Consider the following 14,808-nt stretch of genomic DNA (forward strand, 5'->3'; position numbering starts at 1 on the left):
GCTGCGCCGCTCCTCGACCCGCGGTGGGGTGCTCAGCCCGCTGGTCGAGCCGTCGGCCGAAGGCCGACGAGTCGAGACCATCGTCCACAGGGGCGACCGCTCGCCGAGCGACGCGACCGGCGGACGCGAGACGGTACCGCGATGGGATGGGTGTACATGCTCCGCTGCCGCGACGGCAGCTACGACGTCGGCAGCGCCCGCGACCTCGAGTCGCGGCTGGAGCAGCATCACCGCGGCACGGGAGCGCAGTACACGCGGCATCGGCTGCCGGTGGAGCTGGTCTGGTGCGAGGCGTTCGAGAGCATCGCGGATGCGTTCGCGCTCGAGAAGCGCATCCAGGGCTGGAGCAGGGCCAAGCGGGAGGCGCTGATCCGCGGCGACTTCGACGAGATCTCGCGCCTGGCGCATCGGCGGGGACCGCGAACGTCCTCCGAGTGACGGTGGTCTCGAGACGCGGCTGCGCCGCTCCTCGACCAGCGGGGAGGGGCTAGCGGAGCGCCGAGACGACGAACACGGCGCCCTCGCCGTAGATGTCGTCGAGCGCCGCCTGGATCGAGCCGTCGTCGAGCACGACGTCGAGCACGACCACCCCGTCCATCCCGCCGTGGCCCAGCAGGTCGGGGCGGTCGAGCGTCGCGAGATCCTCCGAGATCGCCGCGACCTGCGCCTCGTCGAGGTCGCCCGTCGGGTACTCGATCGCCGGCATCGTGAGCGACGCGAGGTCGAGCAGCTCGCCCGCGACCGTCGCCGTGCCGCTCGCGGCGTCGTACGTCACCGGCGCGGCGATGCCCTGCACCCACCGCACGCCCGACATCTCCTGGTGGTCCACGAGCGACCAGTCCCAGCCGACCAGATCCGGGCCGTCGCACTGCGGCGGGGCGGACTCGGCGACCGGGCCCAGGCACAGCACCTGGCCGCCGTCGCGGTCGAGCACGGTGCCGATGGCGAGGGCCGGCTCCGTCGCGCTCGGCGTCGGGAGGCCGGCGAGCAGCGCCTGCGCCTGCGGGCCGGTGACGAGCGGTGCCTCGGGGGCGGACGGGGCGGAGGAGGGCGGTTCGGCGCCGCCGGAGCCGGGCGCGCTCATGGCGCAGCCGGCGAGGACGAGGAGGGCGGCTGCGGAGCCGACGACGGCGATGCTGCTCATGGCCTCACGGTAGGTCGCCGGCGCGGGAAGCACAGCCCAACGTTGTGGGGGATCCGTTCGTCACGAGTGGTCTCGAGACGCGGCTGCGCCGCTCCTCGACCGGCGGGCGTCAGCGGGGCAAGCGGCCCTCGTGCATCACGCCGTCGGGGTCGGCGGCATCGCGCGCCGCGCGCAGCCGCGCGATCGCCTCCGGCGACCCGCACGCGTCGAGCGGCTCGCCCTCGCCGAGGAACGTCTGGATCATGCGGGGCACGGCGTTCGGCGCGAGCACCGACGAGAGGCCGGCGAGGCTTGCGAGCCCCGGCTCGGGCGGCACCCCGGGGAGCAGCGGCGCGAGGCCCATCACGAGCCAGCGCGCACCCTCGAGCGTCGCGAACGCCGGGCGGCGCGGCTCGTCGACGGCCCCGCCGAGCAGCCGCATCCCGATCCCCACGAGGCTCGCCTGCTCCGGCAGCGCGCGCCATCCGAGCATCGCGTCGATCACGGCGTCGTCGAGGCCCCCGAGCGCCACGGACGCGCCGCGGCTCGGGGAGGGATCGGTGGGCTCCATCGCCTGCATCGCCATCTGCAGCTGCGTCGTCGGCGCGACGGCATCCATCTCGGGCGTCGTCGCCGCCCGCACGCCGTCGAGGAACGCGAGCGATGCCTCGTCGGGCCCCAGCGCCTCGATCGTCAGCAGCGTGCGGCCGCGCACGGGCTCGGGCACCTGCGGCGCGTCGGGCATCCGCATCGAGGTCGCGAAGAGGCCGAGCGCGCGGTCCGCGCCCTCCGGCCCGCGTGCCTCGGCGGCATCGCGCAGCGCCCGCAGCGCCGCACCCGCCTGGGCGCCGTCGACGACCAGCTCGGCCCGCACGAGCGACGGCACGGGATGCAGGTCCAGCTCGATCCCCGTGACGACGCCCGCGATGCCGCCGCCGCCGCGCATCGCCCACATCGCCTCCGGATCGCTCGCGTCGTCGACGCGGTCGAGCGAACCGTCGGGCCGCAGCACCCGCACCGCGCGCAAGCCGTGCGCGCCCAGGCCCGCCTCGCGCGCGAGCCAGCCGTGGCCGCCGCCGAGCGCGTAGCCGGTGGCGCTCACCACCCGGCTCGTGCCGGAGGGCGCGCCGAGCCCCGTGCCCTCGAGCGCCTGCAGCACCGGCCCCCACGGCACGCCCGCGCCTATCCGCGCGACCCGCGCGTCCGCGTCGACCTCCAGGTGGTCGAAGGCGGCCGTGCGCACGAGGATCGCGCCCTCGAGCGCGCTCGAGGCGCCGTGCCCGTTCGGCTGCACCGCCACGGCGAGCCCGGCCTCGCGGGCCGCCCGCAGCACCCCGCGCAGGTCGTCGACCCCGGCAGGGTGCGCGACCGCCTGCGGCCGCTGCTCGACCGCGAGGTTCCACGGCCGCCGGTCGGCGTCGTACGCCGCGTCGTCGGGCAGCACGAGCCGCCCCTCCATCTGCTCCTGCAGGGAGCGCAGCGACGCCGGGGCGTCCGCTCGCTCGTGCGCCTCGGTGCTCACGGGCGCGACCGTACACCCGGATCGCGGCACCGCGACAGGGTGCGGATGCGTGCGAGGATCGAGAGGTGACCGACCGCGACGCCCTCTTCCAGGCGCTGCGGCGCAGGCCCGACGTCGAGGACCCGACGCTGCAGGCGCACGACGCGAGCGACGCGCTCATCCTCGACCAGGCGGCGGGCCTCGGCCGCCTCCCCGCCGACGTCGTCGTCATCGGCGACCGCCACGGCGCGCTGACCCTGGGCGCGCTGCACGACGGCGCCGAGCGCGTGCGCGTGCACCAGGACTCGATCGTGGGGGAGCGCGCCCTCGACGCGAACGCCGCCGAGCTCGGCGTCGCCGGGTTCGAGCACCGTCCCCTCGACGCCTCGCTCGTCGAGGGCGCGCGGCTCGTGCTGCTGCAGCTGCCGCGCTCGCTCGACGCGCTGCAGGAGATCGCGGAGCTCGTCGCGGCGCACGCCGACGAGCGCGTGCGGGTCGTCGCGGGCGGCCGCGTCAAGCACATGAGCATGAGCATGACGGCGCTGCTCGGCGGCTCGTTCCGCTCGGTGCACGCCTCGCTCGGCTGGCGGAAGTCGCGCGTCATCCACGCGAGCGGACCGCGGCACCAGGCCGAGGGCATGCCTGCCACGACGTGGCCGCGCCGGCGCGCGCATGAGCTCCCGGGCGTCGGCCGCATCGAGCTCGTCGCGCACGGCGCGGCGTTCGCCGGCACGTCGGTCGACATCGGCGCGCAGGCGCTGCTCGCGCAGCTGCCGTCGATGCCGGATGCGGCGAGCGCGATCGACCTCGCGTGCGGCACCGGCGTGCTCGGCACCGCCCTCGCGCTCGCGCGCCCCGGCATCCGCGTGCTCGCGACCGACGCCTCGGCCGCCGCCGCGGCATCCGCCGCCGGCACGGCCGCTGCGAACGGCGTCGCCGACCGCGTCGAGGTGCGCCGGGCCGACGGGCTCGAGGGCGTGCCCGACGCGTCGGCGCCGCTCATCCTGCTCAACCCGCCGTTCCACATCGGCGCGGCGGTCCACACGGGCGCCGCCGAGCGCCTCATCGCCGACGCCGGCGGCGCGCTCGCGCCGGGCGGCGAGCTGTGGTGTGTGTGGAACGCGCACCTCGGCTACCGCCCGCTGCTGACGCGGATCGGCGAGACGCGGCAGCTGTCTCGCGACGCGAAGTTCATCGTCACGGCGACCCGCCGCCGCTGATTGGCGGCTGACCGTCAGTCGGTGCCAGGCCCAGCCGCGGCCGCCCAGCACCGCAGCATGAGGGCGGAGCGGTGGCCCGCGCAGCTCGCTGCGACCGCCGGCAGGTCGTCGACCCCGAGGCGCCGAGCGCCCTTCCGGACCGCGACGTCGCCGAGCAGCAGCACGTCCGGATCGCCGAGCCGGAGCGAGAGGTAGCCGACCGTCCACGGGCCGATGCCCTTGAGCGCCAGCAGCTCGGCGCGCATGCGCTCGAGGTCGCCGCCGGGGGCGACCTCGATCTCGCCGGAGGCGACCGCCTCCGAGGCGCGACGCACCGCCGCCGTCTTCGCCGCCGGACCCCGCAGCAGGTCGGCGCCCTCGACCACCTGCGCCATCGTCGGGAAGAGCCGGTGCACCGCGTCGTCGGCGAGCGCCGCGGGCAGCGGGTCGCCGGCCGCGGCAAGGAGGCCCAGCTGCAGCGTGGCCGCCGCGACGCTGATCTGCTGCCCGACGATCGCCCGCACGAGCATCTCGTGCGCGTCGGCGCAGCCGGGCTGCGCGAGCGCGGGGGAGGCGGCGATCGCGTCGGCCAGGGCCGGCGCGTCGTGGTCGGCGGCGGCGCGCAGGAGCACCGCGTCCGCCTCCAGCCGGGCCGCGCGGCCGCCGAGGTCGAAGGCGCGGGCGAGATCCGGATCCGTCGTCGTCGCGACGTCGTCGACGACCTCGGCGATCGCGACGCGAGGCCCGTCCGGCGCGCGCAGCGAGCGCCGGTACGCGACGAGGCCGCCCCGCTGCTGCGGGGCGGCCTCGATCGTCTCGATGCCCGGGACCGCTCGGGGCGCGAGCCAGGCGAGGATGCCGCTCGCGCCCGTCACGGCGTCAGGACTGGTGGCCGTCGCGGTCCGTGAGGTCGTGGCGCGCGTTCGCCTCGCCCTCGCGGATGCGGCGCCGCAGCTCCTCGAGCGCGGCCTCGTCCATGTCCTCGCGGGCGGCCTCGCGGAGGACGTCCTCCGAGAAGTCGCTCGCGGGCGCCTCCTTGCCCTCGGCGTCGACCACCGTCACCGTGCCGGTGTGGGAGGCCTCGACCGTGAGCGGGCGGCGGAACGTGTTGCCCGTCGCGTCGACGATGTGGAAGTGGCCGTCGGCACCCATCTCGGCCTCCGACGGTCCGAGGTGCAGCGAGGGGTCGCCGCCCTTGCGCGCGTCGATGCGGATCTTGATGAGCGAGGCGACGACCGCGATGACCATCGAGGCGAGGATGACGACGAGCGAGTGCCAGACCTCGATGTGGGGGACCCACTCGATCGGCTGGCCGCCGTTGATGAACGGCAGCTCGTTGGCCTCCATGGCGTGGAAGACGAGCTTGACGCCGATGAAGCCGAGGATCGCCGCGATGCCGTAGTGCAGGTAGACGAGGCGGTCGAGCAGGCCGCCGAGCAGGAAGTACAGCTGGCGGAGGCCCATGAGGGCGAAGATGTTGCACGCGAAGACGAGGAACGGATCCGTCGTCACCGAGAAGATCGCGGGGATCGAGTCGATCGCGAAGAGCAGGTCGGTCGTGCCGAGCGCGAGGATCACCATGAGGAACGGCGTCACGTACTTCACGCCGTCCTCGGTGAGCGTGGCCTTGCCGCCGTTCCAGCGGTCGGTCACGTTGACGCGCTTCTTCAGCATCCGGACGAGGAGGTTGTCCTTCTCGCCCGCGTCGTCCTCGCCGCCGAACGCCTGCTTGTAGGCGACGTAGACGAGGTAGGCGCCGAAGATGTAGAAGACCCACGAGAGCTGCTCGACGAGCTGCACGCCGACGAGGATGAAGATGCCTCGCAGCACGATCGCGATGAGGATGCCGATCATGAGCACCCGCTGCTGCATCTCCTTCGGCACCGCGAAGCGGCTCAGGATGATGATGAAGACGAACAGGTTGTCGATCGAGAGCGAGTACTCGAGGAGCCAGCCGGTGACGAACTCGCCCGCGTGCTGGGCATCGCCCATGAGCAGCAGGACGCCGGCGAACACGAGCGCGAGCGAGACGTAGAAGACGACCCAGCCGGTCGCCTCCTTCATCGACGGCACGTGCGGCCGCTTCACGACGATGAGCAAATCGAAGATCAGGATGGCGACGAGGATCGCGAGGGATGCGATCTCGAAGATCTGGTACGGGGTCAAGCGAGGAGCCTTCCGAGAGGTGCGCGAACGGGCGCGAACGTCTCTCCCGCGCGGATCACGCGCCGCCGCGACCGGGAGCCCAGCGCTGCGCTCCGTGATGACGATCGCGGCGAGATCGGGATACTCCCCTTCGCCAGGGGACGATCCTACCGCGCGCCCGCCTAGGCTGGGACGCATGGCAGCGAAGTGGTCCCTCACCGGCGCCCTCCGGGGCATGTTCACCAGGGAGACGATCACCGAGGAGACCTGGGACGACCTCGAGGCGGCGCTCATCACCGCCGACTTCGGCCCCGACATCACCGAGCAGCTCGTCGACGCGCTCCGCGCCGACGTCGAGCGCCTCGGCGTCGACGACCCGCAGGACCTGCGGCGGATGCTGCGGGAGCGGCTCGAGGAGCGCTTCGCCGCGTACGACCCGACCCTGTCGCTGCAGGAGCGGCCAGCGGTCATCCTCGTCGTCGGCGTCAACGGCGTCGGCAAGACGACCACGATCGGCAAGCTCGCCCGCTTCCTCGTGCGCAACGGCCAGTCGGTCGTCGTCGGCGCCGCCGACACGTTCCGCGCCGCCGCCGTCGAGCAGCTCGCGACGTGGGCGCAGCGCGCCGGCAGCGCGATCGTGCGACCGGAGCGCGAGGGGCAGGACCCCGCATCCGTCGCCTATCAGACCGTCGAGGCCGCGAAGGCGCACCAGCACTCGATGTGCATCATCGACACCGCCGGCCGGCTCCACACCAAGGGCGGGCTCATGGACGAGCTCGGCAAGATCAAGCGCGTCATCGAGAAGCAGTCGCCCGTCGCCGAGGTGCTGCTCGTGCTCGACGCGACCACAGGCCAGAACGGCGTCAACCAGGCGATGGCGTTCATCGAGCACGCCGGCATCACGGGGCTCGTCGTGACGAAGCTCGACGGCAGCGCCAAGGGCGGCTTCATCCTCGCGGTGCAGGAGCGTACGGGCATCCCCATCAAGCTCATCGGCCAGGGCGAGGGCATCGACGACCTGACGGGCTTCACGGCGCACGTCTTCGTACAGCAGCTCGTCGGCTAGGTTCACCGCCGCCGTCCAGCACTGCGCGGAGGTCCACTGGACCTCCGCGTCGAGCAGCTCGTCGGCTGAGGCTCGCTTCGCCCCCGAGTGGCGGCAGGTGGCGTCGAGTGGCGCCGATCGGCTGCCACTGGCGCCGAATGACGACCGAATCCCGCCACTCAGCGCCGGAACCCGCCGCTCAGGGCCGGATGTCGGGCGCTATTCCGCGCGGTCCGGCCGCGTGAGCGCGCCCGTGAGCGTCAGCCGCCCGTCGTGCACGCGGGCGCTGTCCTCGGTGATGACCGTGGCGTGCGCGCCGCGCACCCACAGCAGCCCGCGCGCGTCCCCGCGGCCGCGGTGGCCCACGATGCCGAAGTCGGTGCCGGGCAGCGGATGCCCGACGGTGCCCGGGTGCGAGGCGAGCACCTCGGGGGTCGCGACGGCCACGGTGCCCGTCTGCACCGTCCCGTAGGCGCTCAGCACGATCGGACCCCAGGTGTCCTGCACGCGCCGCACGAGCTCGGCGTCGAGGTCCTGGCCCGCGAGCAGGATGCGGCGCAGGCGCGGCGGCTCCTCGCCCGTGCGGTCGAGCTCGTCGAGGAGCGCGGCGAGCTGGCTGGGGGAGGCGGAGAGCACCGAGACGAAGCGGTGGCGGATGATCGCCAGCCGCTCGGCGGCCGGCGTGTGCGCGGCGCTCACGAGCGTCGCGCCGGTGAGCAGCGCCATGCCGAGCAGCTGCAGCCCCGTGCCGCGGTGGAGCGGCGCGCAGGCGAGCACGACGTCGGTGCCCACGACGCCGAGGCGGTCGTGCAGGCCCGCGAGCTGCCGCAGTCCCTGCACGCCCATCGCGCCCTGCACGTGGGTCGTGACGGTGCCGGAGGAGGTGATCGAGGGGAGCACGATGCGGGCGCGCCGGCGCGTGCGGCCGAGCCGGGCGCCGTCGGTCGCCGACCACTCGAGGATGCGCTCGGCCGGCACGGCGGGCCCGCGGTGCCACGCCGGGCGCTCGCGGTCGTGCACGAGCAGCGCCTCGCGCGGCACCGCGCGGGCGAGGTCGTCGCCGAGCGAGCGCGGGCTCAGCGGCATGACGTCGAGGCCGAGCCGGGAGGCGGCGAGCAGCGAGATGGGCATCGCGGGGCCGTCGCACGCGATGACGATCGGCCGGGGGCTCCGCCGCAGCGGCTCGAGGTAGAGCACGGCCGCCACGGACTCCGCCGCGCGCCAGAGCTCGCAGTAGGTGGCGCTCCAGCCGTCGACGACGAGGCCCGGCCGCTCGCCGTGCACGGTCGCCGCGTGCCGCGCGAGGGCGGTGATCGTGAAGCCGTGCGCGCGCACGCTGCGCCACAGCGACCTCGCCTCGGTCGGCGACATGCCGCGCAGTGCCATGCGAGCCCCCCTCGTGCGTCGGACGCCCCCAGCATGCCAGGCCCGTGCATCCGGCTCGCCGCGCCCCGGCGGTAGGATCGACCCCACCATGGCTGCGTTCGGATCCCTCTCCACCCGTCTCACCGAGACCCTCGCCAAGCTGCGCTCGAAGGGCAAGCTCACGGCGTCGGACGTCGACGGGACCGTCCGCGAGATCCGCCGCGCGCTGCTCGACGCCGACGTCGCCCTCGAGGTCGTGAAGTCGTTCACCGCGGCGATCCGCGAGCGCGCGCTCGGCGCGGAGGTGTCGGAGGCGCTCAACCCCGCGCAGCAGGTCGTGAAGATCGTCAACGACGAGCTCGTCGGCATCCTCGGCGGCGAGACGCGCCGCCTCGAGCTCGCGAAGCAGCCGCCGACCGTCATCATGCTCGCCGGCCTCCAGGGCGCCGGCAAGACGACGCTCGCCGGCAAGCTCGCGAAGCACCTCGCCGGCCAGGGCCACACGCCGCTGCTCGTCGCGAGCGACCTCCAGCGCCCGAACGCCGTCACGCAGCTCCAGGTCGTCGGCGGCCAGGCGGGCGTGCCCGTGTTCGCGCCCGAGCCCGGCAACGGCGTCGGCGATCCCGTGCGGGTCGCGCGCGACGGCGTCGCCGAGGCGCGCCGCCGCCAGCACGACGTCGTCATCGTCGACACCGCCGGACGCCTCGGCGTCGACGCCGAGATGATGCAGCAGGCGGCGAGCATCCGGAAGGCGGTGCAGCCCGACGAGGTGCTGTTCGTCATCGACGCGATGATCGGCCAGGACGCCGTCGCCACGGCGCGCGCCTTCCAGGAGGGCGTCGACTTCACCGGCGTCGTGCTCACGAAGCTCGACGGCGACGCGCGCGGCGGCGCCGCGCTCTCGATCCGCGGCGTCACGGGCAAGCCCATCCTCTTCGCCTCCACGGGCGAGGGCCTCGACGACTTCGAGGCGTTCCACCCCGACCGCATGGCGAGCCGCATCCTCGACCTCGGCGACATCCTCACCCTCATCGAGCAGGCGCAGAAGGCCTTCGACGAGGACGAGGCGATGCGCCTCGCCGAGGCGATGGCGACCGACCAGTTCACGCTCGAGGACTTCCTCAAGCAGATGCAGCAGCTGCGGAAGGCCGGCAACTTCAAGCAGATGCTCGGCATGCTGCCGGGCGCGAAGGGCATGCGTGAGGCGATCGACGGCTTCGACGAGAAGGAGCTCGTGCGCACGGAGGCGATCATCCAGTCGATGACGCCGCAGGAGCGCAAGCAGTCGAAGATCCTCAACGGCTCGCGGCGGCTCCGCATCGCGCGCGGCGCGGGCGTCACCGTGACCGACGTCAACCAGCTCGTCGCGCGCTTCGAGCAGGCGGCGAAGATGATGAAGACGGTCGCGAAGGGCGGCGTGCCGCAGATGCCCGGCATGGGCCCGATGCCCGGCATGCGCCCCAAGAAGCAGCAGAAGCCGCAGGGCAAGCAGCAGCGGCGCTCCGGCAACCCCGCGAAGCGCTCGGCGGAGCCCGCGCCGCAGCTGCAGCAGGGGGGCGTCTTCGGCCAGCCGCAGCAGCAGGGCGGCGCGTTCGGCGACCTGTCGGGCGACGACCAGGCGGCCCTGCAGCGCATGCTCGGCAACCGCTGACGCCGCTCGTCCCGAGAGGTCGGCCGGCCCGCGTTTGGCGTGCCCTCCGCGACCCACGGACGAGCGCGCGCACCCCTCCGATGTCAGATTGCGGACTCCGCAGAAGTAAGGTTAGGCTCACCTAAGTAGGCGTGACGCAGCGCCGAGCCTTCCCCCCTTCGAACGGAGCCCCATGTCCCGTGCCGTCCGCACCTCCCTGGCCGCCGCAGCCGCGGTCGTCCTCCTCGCCGGCTGCAGCGCCACGAGCGCCGCCCCCGAGGAGCCGACCGAGACCGCCTCGACCGTGACCGTCGAGGACAACGCCGGCTCGCAGACGATCGCGACGCCGCCGCAGTCGGTCGTCGCCCTCGACAACCGCACCTTCGAGACGCTCTCGGACTGGGGCGTCGAGCTCTCGGCCGCCGCCGTCGCGCTCATGCCCGACACGATCGCCTACACGGAGGACGCCTCGATCGTCGACATCGGCAACCACCGCGAGCCGAACCTCGAGCTCATCGTGGCGGCCGAGCCCGACCTCGTCATCAGCGGCCAGCGCTTCTCGGACCGCGACGCCGACATCGCGGCGCTCGTGCCCGACGCCACGATCCTCCAGCTCGAGCCGCGCGACGGCGAGCCCTTCGACGAGGAGCTCCGCCGCCAGGTGACGGTGCTCGGCGCGGTCTTCGGCAAGCAGGCCGAGGCGGAGCAGCTCGTCGCCGACCTCGACGCCGCCATCGAGCGCGCCGCGGCCGCGTACGACGAGTCGCAGGGCGTCATGGCCGTCACCACCACGGGCGGCGAGATCGGCTACCTCGCACCCTCGGTCGGCCGCACCCTCGGCCCGGTGTTCGACCTGCTCGGCCTCACGCCCGCGCTCGAGGTCGAGGGATCGACCGACGACCACCAGGGCGACGACATCTCCGTCGAGGCGATCGCCGACTCGAACCCCGACTGGATCCTCGTGATGGACCGCGACGCGGCGGTCGCGGCCGACGACCCCGCGTACGCGCCGGCCGCCGACATCCTCGAGGGCTCGGAGGCGCTCGCCGGCGTCACCGCGGTGCAGGAGGACCAGATCGTCTACATGCCCGCCGACACGTACACGAACGAGTCGATCCAGACGTACACCGAGTTCCTGAACGACCTGGCCGACGCCCTCGAGGCGCAGGCCTGATCCAGGCGCACCGCACCGCTGCGGCGGCGGAGGCCCCGGCCGGCAGGCCGGCAGCCCTCCGTCGCCGCGGCGCGCGGCCCCGCCACCGACGTCGATCCCACGCGACGACGCCCACCACCTGACGACGGCAGCATGACCACCACCGCCCCCACCGCCCGCCCCCCGCGCGGCCGGCTCCTCGACCCCCGGCTCGCCATCGGCGTCGCGATCGTGCTCGCGCTGCTCGCGGCGTCGCTCATGACCGGTGTCTACGACGTCGTCGGCGCCGCCGACGGCGCCGAGATGTTCGCCATCACCCGCATCCCGCGCACGGTCGCACTCGTGCTCGCCGGCGCGGCGATGGCGATGTCGGGCCTCGTGATGCAGCTGCTCACGCAGAACCGATTCGTCGAGCCGACGACCACCGGCACCACCGAGTGGGCCGGGCTCGGCCTCATGCTCGTCATGATCGCCGTGCCGACCGCCGGCATTCTGCCCCGGATGCTCGGGGCGATCGTCGCCGCCTTCGTCGGCACGATGCTCTTCTTCCTGCTGCTGCGACGGATCTCGTTGCGATCGTCGCTCGTCGTGCCGATCGTCGGCATCATGCTCGGCGCCGTCGTCTCGGCCGTCACGACGTTCATCGCCCTGCAGACCGACATGCTGCAGAGCCTCGGCGTGTGGTTCGCCGGCAGCTTCACGTCGGTGCTCCGCGGCCAGTACGAGCCGCTCTGGATCGTCGCGGTCGTCGCGGTGGCGATCTTCCTCGTGGCCGACCGCTTCACGATCGCGGGCCTCGGCGAGGAGGTCGCGACGAACGTCGGCCTCGACCACCGGAAGGTGGTGCTGCTCGGGGCGGGCCTCGTCGCGGTCGCGACGGGCGTCGTCACCGTCGTCGTCGGCAACCTGCCGTTCCTCGGCCTCGTCGTGCCGAACGTCGTCTCGATGCTCCGCGGCGACGACCTGCGCAGCAACCTGCCGTGGGTGTGCCTCGTGGGCATCGGCGTCGTCACGGCCTGCGACCTCCTGGGCCGCACGATCATCGCCCCGTTCGAGGTGCCCGTCTCGCTCATCCTGGGCGTGCTCGGCGCCATCGGCTTCGTGCTCCTCATCCTCCGGCAGCGCCGCCGTGGCTGAGCGCGCCGTGCTCGCCGGGACCACGGCGACCGGGGCCGCGGCGACCGAGGCCGAGGGACGCGCCTCCGGCCCGTTCCCCACCGCCCGCGCCCGCCGGCGCTACCGGCTCGTGGTGGCGGGGCTCGTCGCCGTCGCCGCGCTCATCGCCCTCGGCCTGCTCGCCTGGGACAACCCCATGCCGCTCGGCTCGGACGGCTTCTGGCGCATCGCCGAGCTGCGCATCACGAGCCTCGTCGTGATGGCGGTCGTGGCGGTCGCCCAGGGCGTCGCGACGGTGGCGTTCCAGACGGCCGCCGGCAACCGCATCCTCACGCCCTCGATCCTCGGCTTCGAGGCGCTCTACGTCGCCGTGCAGACCTCGGCGGTCTACTTCCTCGGCGCCGCCGGCATCTCGGCGGTGCAGGGCGTGCCGCAGTTCCTGCTGCAGGTCGCGCTCATGATGGGCCTCGCGACCGCGCTCTTCGGCTGGCTGCTGCGGGGCCGGCGGGGGAGCGTGCACGTGATGCTGCTCGTCGGCATCGTCATCGGCGGCGGGCTCGGCTCCGTCTCGGCGTTCATGCAGCGGCTGCTCACGCCCTCCGAGTTCGACGTGCTCTCGGCACGGCTCTTCGGCAGCGTCGCGAACGCCGACGCCGCCTACCTGCCCTTCGCGGTCCCGCTCGTCGCGCTCGGCGCGGTCGTGCTGTGGCTGCGCTCGCGCCGCCTCGACGCCCTCGCGCTCGGCCGCGACGTCGCGACGGGCCTCGGCGTCGACCACCGCCGCGAGACGATGCTCGTGCTGCTGCTCGTGTCGCTGCTCATCGCGGTCTCCACCGCGCTCGTGGGACCCATGGTGTTCCTCGGCTTCCTCGTCGCGACCCTCGCGTACCAGCTGAGCGGCACCTACGACCACCGGCGCATCCTCCCCGTCGCGGCGCTGCTCGGCTTCGTCGTGCTCGGCGGCGCGTCCTTCGTCATGCGCCACGTCTTCTCCGCGGAGGGCGTGGTGTCGATCATCATCGAGCTGGTCGGCGGCACCGTCTTCCTGCTCGTGCTCCTCAGGAAGGGCCGGCTGTGATCCAGCTCCAGGACGTCCGCAAGGACTACGGCGACGAGGTCTCGATCGGGCCCGTCGACCTCGCGATCCCGCGCGGCGGCATCACCGCGCTCGTCGGGCCCAACGGCGCCGGCAAGTCGACGCTGCTCACGATGGTCGGGCGCCTGCTCGGCCTCGACGGGGGCACGATCTCGATCGGCGGCCACGACGTCGCCCGCACGCCGTCGAAGGCGCTCGCCAAGGTCGTCTCGGTGCTGCGGCAGGAGAACCACTTCGTCACGCGGCTCACGGTGCGGCAGCTCGTCGGCTTCGGCCGCTTCCCGCACTCGAAGGGGCGGCTGACCGTCGACGACGAGGCGCGCATCAGCGAGGCGATCGACTTCCTCGACCTCGGCGCGCTCGAGGGCCGCTACCTCGACGAGCTCTCCGGTGGCCAGCGGCAGCGCGCCTACGTGGCCATGGTGCTCGCGCAGGAGACCGACTACGTGCTGCTCGACGAACCGCTCAACAACCTCGACATGCGGCACTCGGTGCAGATGATGCAGCACCTGCGGCGGGCGGCGGAGGAGCTCGACCGCACGATCGTGGTCGTGCTCCACGACATCAACTTCGCCGGCCGCTACGCCGACCGCATCTGCGCGGTGAAGGACGGCCGCGTCGTCGAGTTCGGGACCCCCGCGGAGATCCTCCGCGACGATGTGCTCTCGGCGGTGTTCGAGACGCCCGTGCGCGTGATCGAGGGGCCCGACGGGCCGCTCGCCGTGTACTACTGACAGGCGGCGCGCGTAGCGTGTGCCGCATGGCACGCATCCTCGTCATCGGCGCCCACGGCAAGATCGCCCTCCTCGCGCAACCCCTGCTCGCGCAGGCGGAGCACACCGTCCACGGCGCCATCCGCAACCCCGACCACGCCGACGACGTCGCCGCCACGGGCGCCGAGCCCGTCGTCGCCGACGTCGAGCAGCTCGACCAGGGCGGCGTCGACGCGCTCGTCGCCGGCTACGACGTCGTGGTCTGGTCAGCGGGCGCGGGCGGAGGCTCGGCCGAGCGCACGCGCGCGGTCGACCAGGACGCCGCGCTCCGCGTGCTCGACGCGGTCCAGCGCACGGGCGCCCGGCTCGTCATGGTCAGCTACTTCGGCGCGAGCCGCGACCACGGCGTCCCGGAGGACCACGCCTTCTTCGCGTACGCGGAGGCGAAGTCGATCGTCGACGAGGCCATCCGCGCCTCGGGCGCCGACTGGGTGATCCTCGCGCCCTCCACGCTCACGCTCGACGAGGAGGGCGGCATCGAGGTCGACGAGCCCGAGGGCTCCGTGGAGGCGGGCGAGATCCCGCGCGCGACCGTCGCGCGGCTCATCGCCGAGGTCGTCGCGCACCCGGGCCTCCGCGGCATCACCGTGCGCTGCAACGGCGGCTCGACGCCCGTCGCGCAGGCGCTCGGCGGCCTCCCCAACATGGGCTGAGGCCGCCGG

The 14,808-nt window shown here is 73.7% G+C and carries 14 protein-coding genes; 9 read left to right on the forward strand and 5 right to left on the reverse strand.

Annotation, left to right across the window (positions count from 1 at the left end):
- The first annotated feature begins 141 nt into the window (after nucleotides 1-141).
- Entirely contained in the window at nucleotides 142-438 is a 297-nt protein-coding gene (locus IEW90_RS05930) for a GIY-YIG nuclease family protein (RefSeq protein WP_188717017.1), read from the forward strand.
- Nucleotides 439-487: 49 nt separating this feature from the next.
- Here IEW90_RS05930 and IEW90_RS05935 read toward each other — a convergent pair whose 3' ends face one another.
- Nucleotides 488-1,144: a hypothetical protein gene (locus IEW90_RS05935; protein ID WP_188717019.1), complete on the reverse strand. Its 657-nt coding sequence runs from the start codon at nucleotides 1,142-1,144 to the stop codon at nucleotides 488-490.
- Nucleotides 1,145-1,253: 109 nt separating this feature from the next.
- Complete coding sequence (locus IEW90_RS05940) at nucleotides 1,254-2,645, reverse strand: FAD-binding oxidoreductase (RefSeq protein WP_188717021.1); 1,392 nt, start codon at nucleotides 2,643-2,645, stop codon at nucleotides 1,254-1,256.
- A gap of 65 nt (nucleotides 2,646-2,710) precedes the next feature.
- Between IEW90_RS05940 and IEW90_RS05945 the strand changes: the two genes are divergently transcribed.
- Nucleotides 2,711-3,844 (forward strand): class I SAM-dependent methyltransferase, encoded by a 1,134-nt coding sequence (locus IEW90_RS05945; protein ID WP_188717023.1) that lies wholly within the window; start codon nucleotides 2,711-2,713, stop codon nucleotides 3,842-3,844.
- A 14-nt stretch (nucleotides 3,845-3,858) separates the two neighbouring features.
- Here IEW90_RS05945 and IEW90_RS05950 read toward each other — a convergent pair whose 3' ends face one another.
- Both IEW90_RS05950 and IEW90_RS05955 read right to left on the reverse strand, forming a co-directional pair.
- Nucleotides 3,859-4,698 (reverse strand): DNA-3-methyladenine glycosylase family protein, encoded by an 840-nt coding sequence (locus tag IEW90_RS05950; protein ID WP_188717025.1) that lies wholly within the window; start codon nucleotides 4,696-4,698, stop codon nucleotides 3,859-3,861.
- 4 nt (nucleotides 4,699-4,702) lie between these two features.
- Entirely contained in the window at nucleotides 4,703-5,989 is a 1,287-nt protein-coding gene (locus IEW90_RS05955; protein WP_308421860.1) for a TerC family protein, read from the reverse strand.
- A gap of 175 nt (nucleotides 5,990-6,164) precedes the next feature.
- Between IEW90_RS05955 and ftsY the strand changes: the two genes are divergently transcribed.
- A complete protein-coding gene (gene ftsY, locus IEW90_RS05960) occupies nucleotides 6,165-7,034 on the forward strand; it encodes a signal recognition particle-docking protein FtsY (RefSeq protein WP_188717029.1) in 870 nt (289 codons plus the stop codon).
- A 198-nt stretch (nucleotides 7,035-7,232) separates the two neighbouring features.
- Here the strand turns inward: ftsY and IEW90_RS05965 are convergent, their stop codons facing one another.
- Complete coding sequence (locus IEW90_RS05965) at nucleotides 7,233-8,399, reverse strand: AMP-binding protein (RefSeq protein ID WP_188717031.1); 1,167 nt, start codon at nucleotides 8,397-8,399, stop codon at nucleotides 7,233-7,235.
- Between the two features lie 88 nt (nucleotides 8,400-8,487).
- Between IEW90_RS05965 and ffh the strand changes: the two genes are divergently transcribed.
- The 6 genes from ffh (at nucleotide 8,488) to IEW90_RS05995 (ending at nucleotide 14,799) form a co-directional block, all read left to right on the forward strand.
- The gene (ffh, locus tag IEW90_RS05970) at nucleotides 8,488-10,029 is read left to right on the forward strand and encodes a signal recognition particle protein (protein WP_188717033.1); all 1,542 of its coding nucleotides are present in this window, start codon (nucleotides 8,488-8,490) and stop codon (nucleotides 10,027-10,029) included.
- A 172-nt stretch (nucleotides 10,030-10,201) separates the two neighbouring features.
- The gene (locus IEW90_RS05975) at nucleotides 10,202-11,182 is read left to right on the forward strand and encodes a siderophore ABC transporter substrate-binding protein (protein ID WP_188717035.1); all 981 of its coding nucleotides are present in this window, start codon (nucleotides 10,202-10,204) and stop codon (nucleotides 11,180-11,182) included.
- 132 nt (nucleotides 11,183-11,314) lie between these two features.
- Nucleotides 11,315-12,298: an ABC transporter permease gene (locus IEW90_RS05980; protein ID WP_188717037.1), complete on the forward strand. Its 984-nt coding sequence runs from the start codon at nucleotides 11,315-11,317 to the stop codon at nucleotides 12,296-12,298.
- Nucleotides 12,291-13,355, forward strand: a complete 1,065-nt coding sequence (locus IEW90_RS05985) for an iron chelate uptake ABC transporter family permease subunit (protein WP_373284724.1) — start codon at nucleotides 12,291-12,293, stop codon at nucleotides 13,353-13,355. Before IEW90_RS05980 ends, IEW90_RS05985 begins: the two co-directional genes overlap by 8 nt.
- Nucleotides 13,352-14,107 carry an iron ABC transporter ATP-binding protein gene (locus IEW90_RS05990; protein WP_188717039.1) on the forward strand — a complete coding sequence of 252 codons (756 nt, stop codon included), beginning with the start codon at nucleotides 13,352-13,354 and terminating at the stop codon, nucleotides 14,105-14,107. Before IEW90_RS05985 ends, IEW90_RS05990 begins: the two co-directional genes overlap by 4 nt.
- A gap of 26 nt (nucleotides 14,108-14,133) precedes the next feature.
- Nucleotides 14,134-14,799: an NAD(P)H-binding protein gene (locus tag IEW90_RS05995; RefSeq protein WP_188717042.1), complete on the forward strand. Its 666-nt coding sequence runs from the start codon at nucleotides 14,134-14,136 to the stop codon at nucleotides 14,797-14,799.
- Nucleotides 14,800-14,808 lie beyond the last annotated feature (9 nt).

The organism is Agrococcus terreus (genome assembly GCF_014645235.1).
GTDB lineage: Bacteria > Actinomycetota > Actinomycetes > Actinomycetales > Microbacteriaceae > Agrococcus > Agrococcus terreus.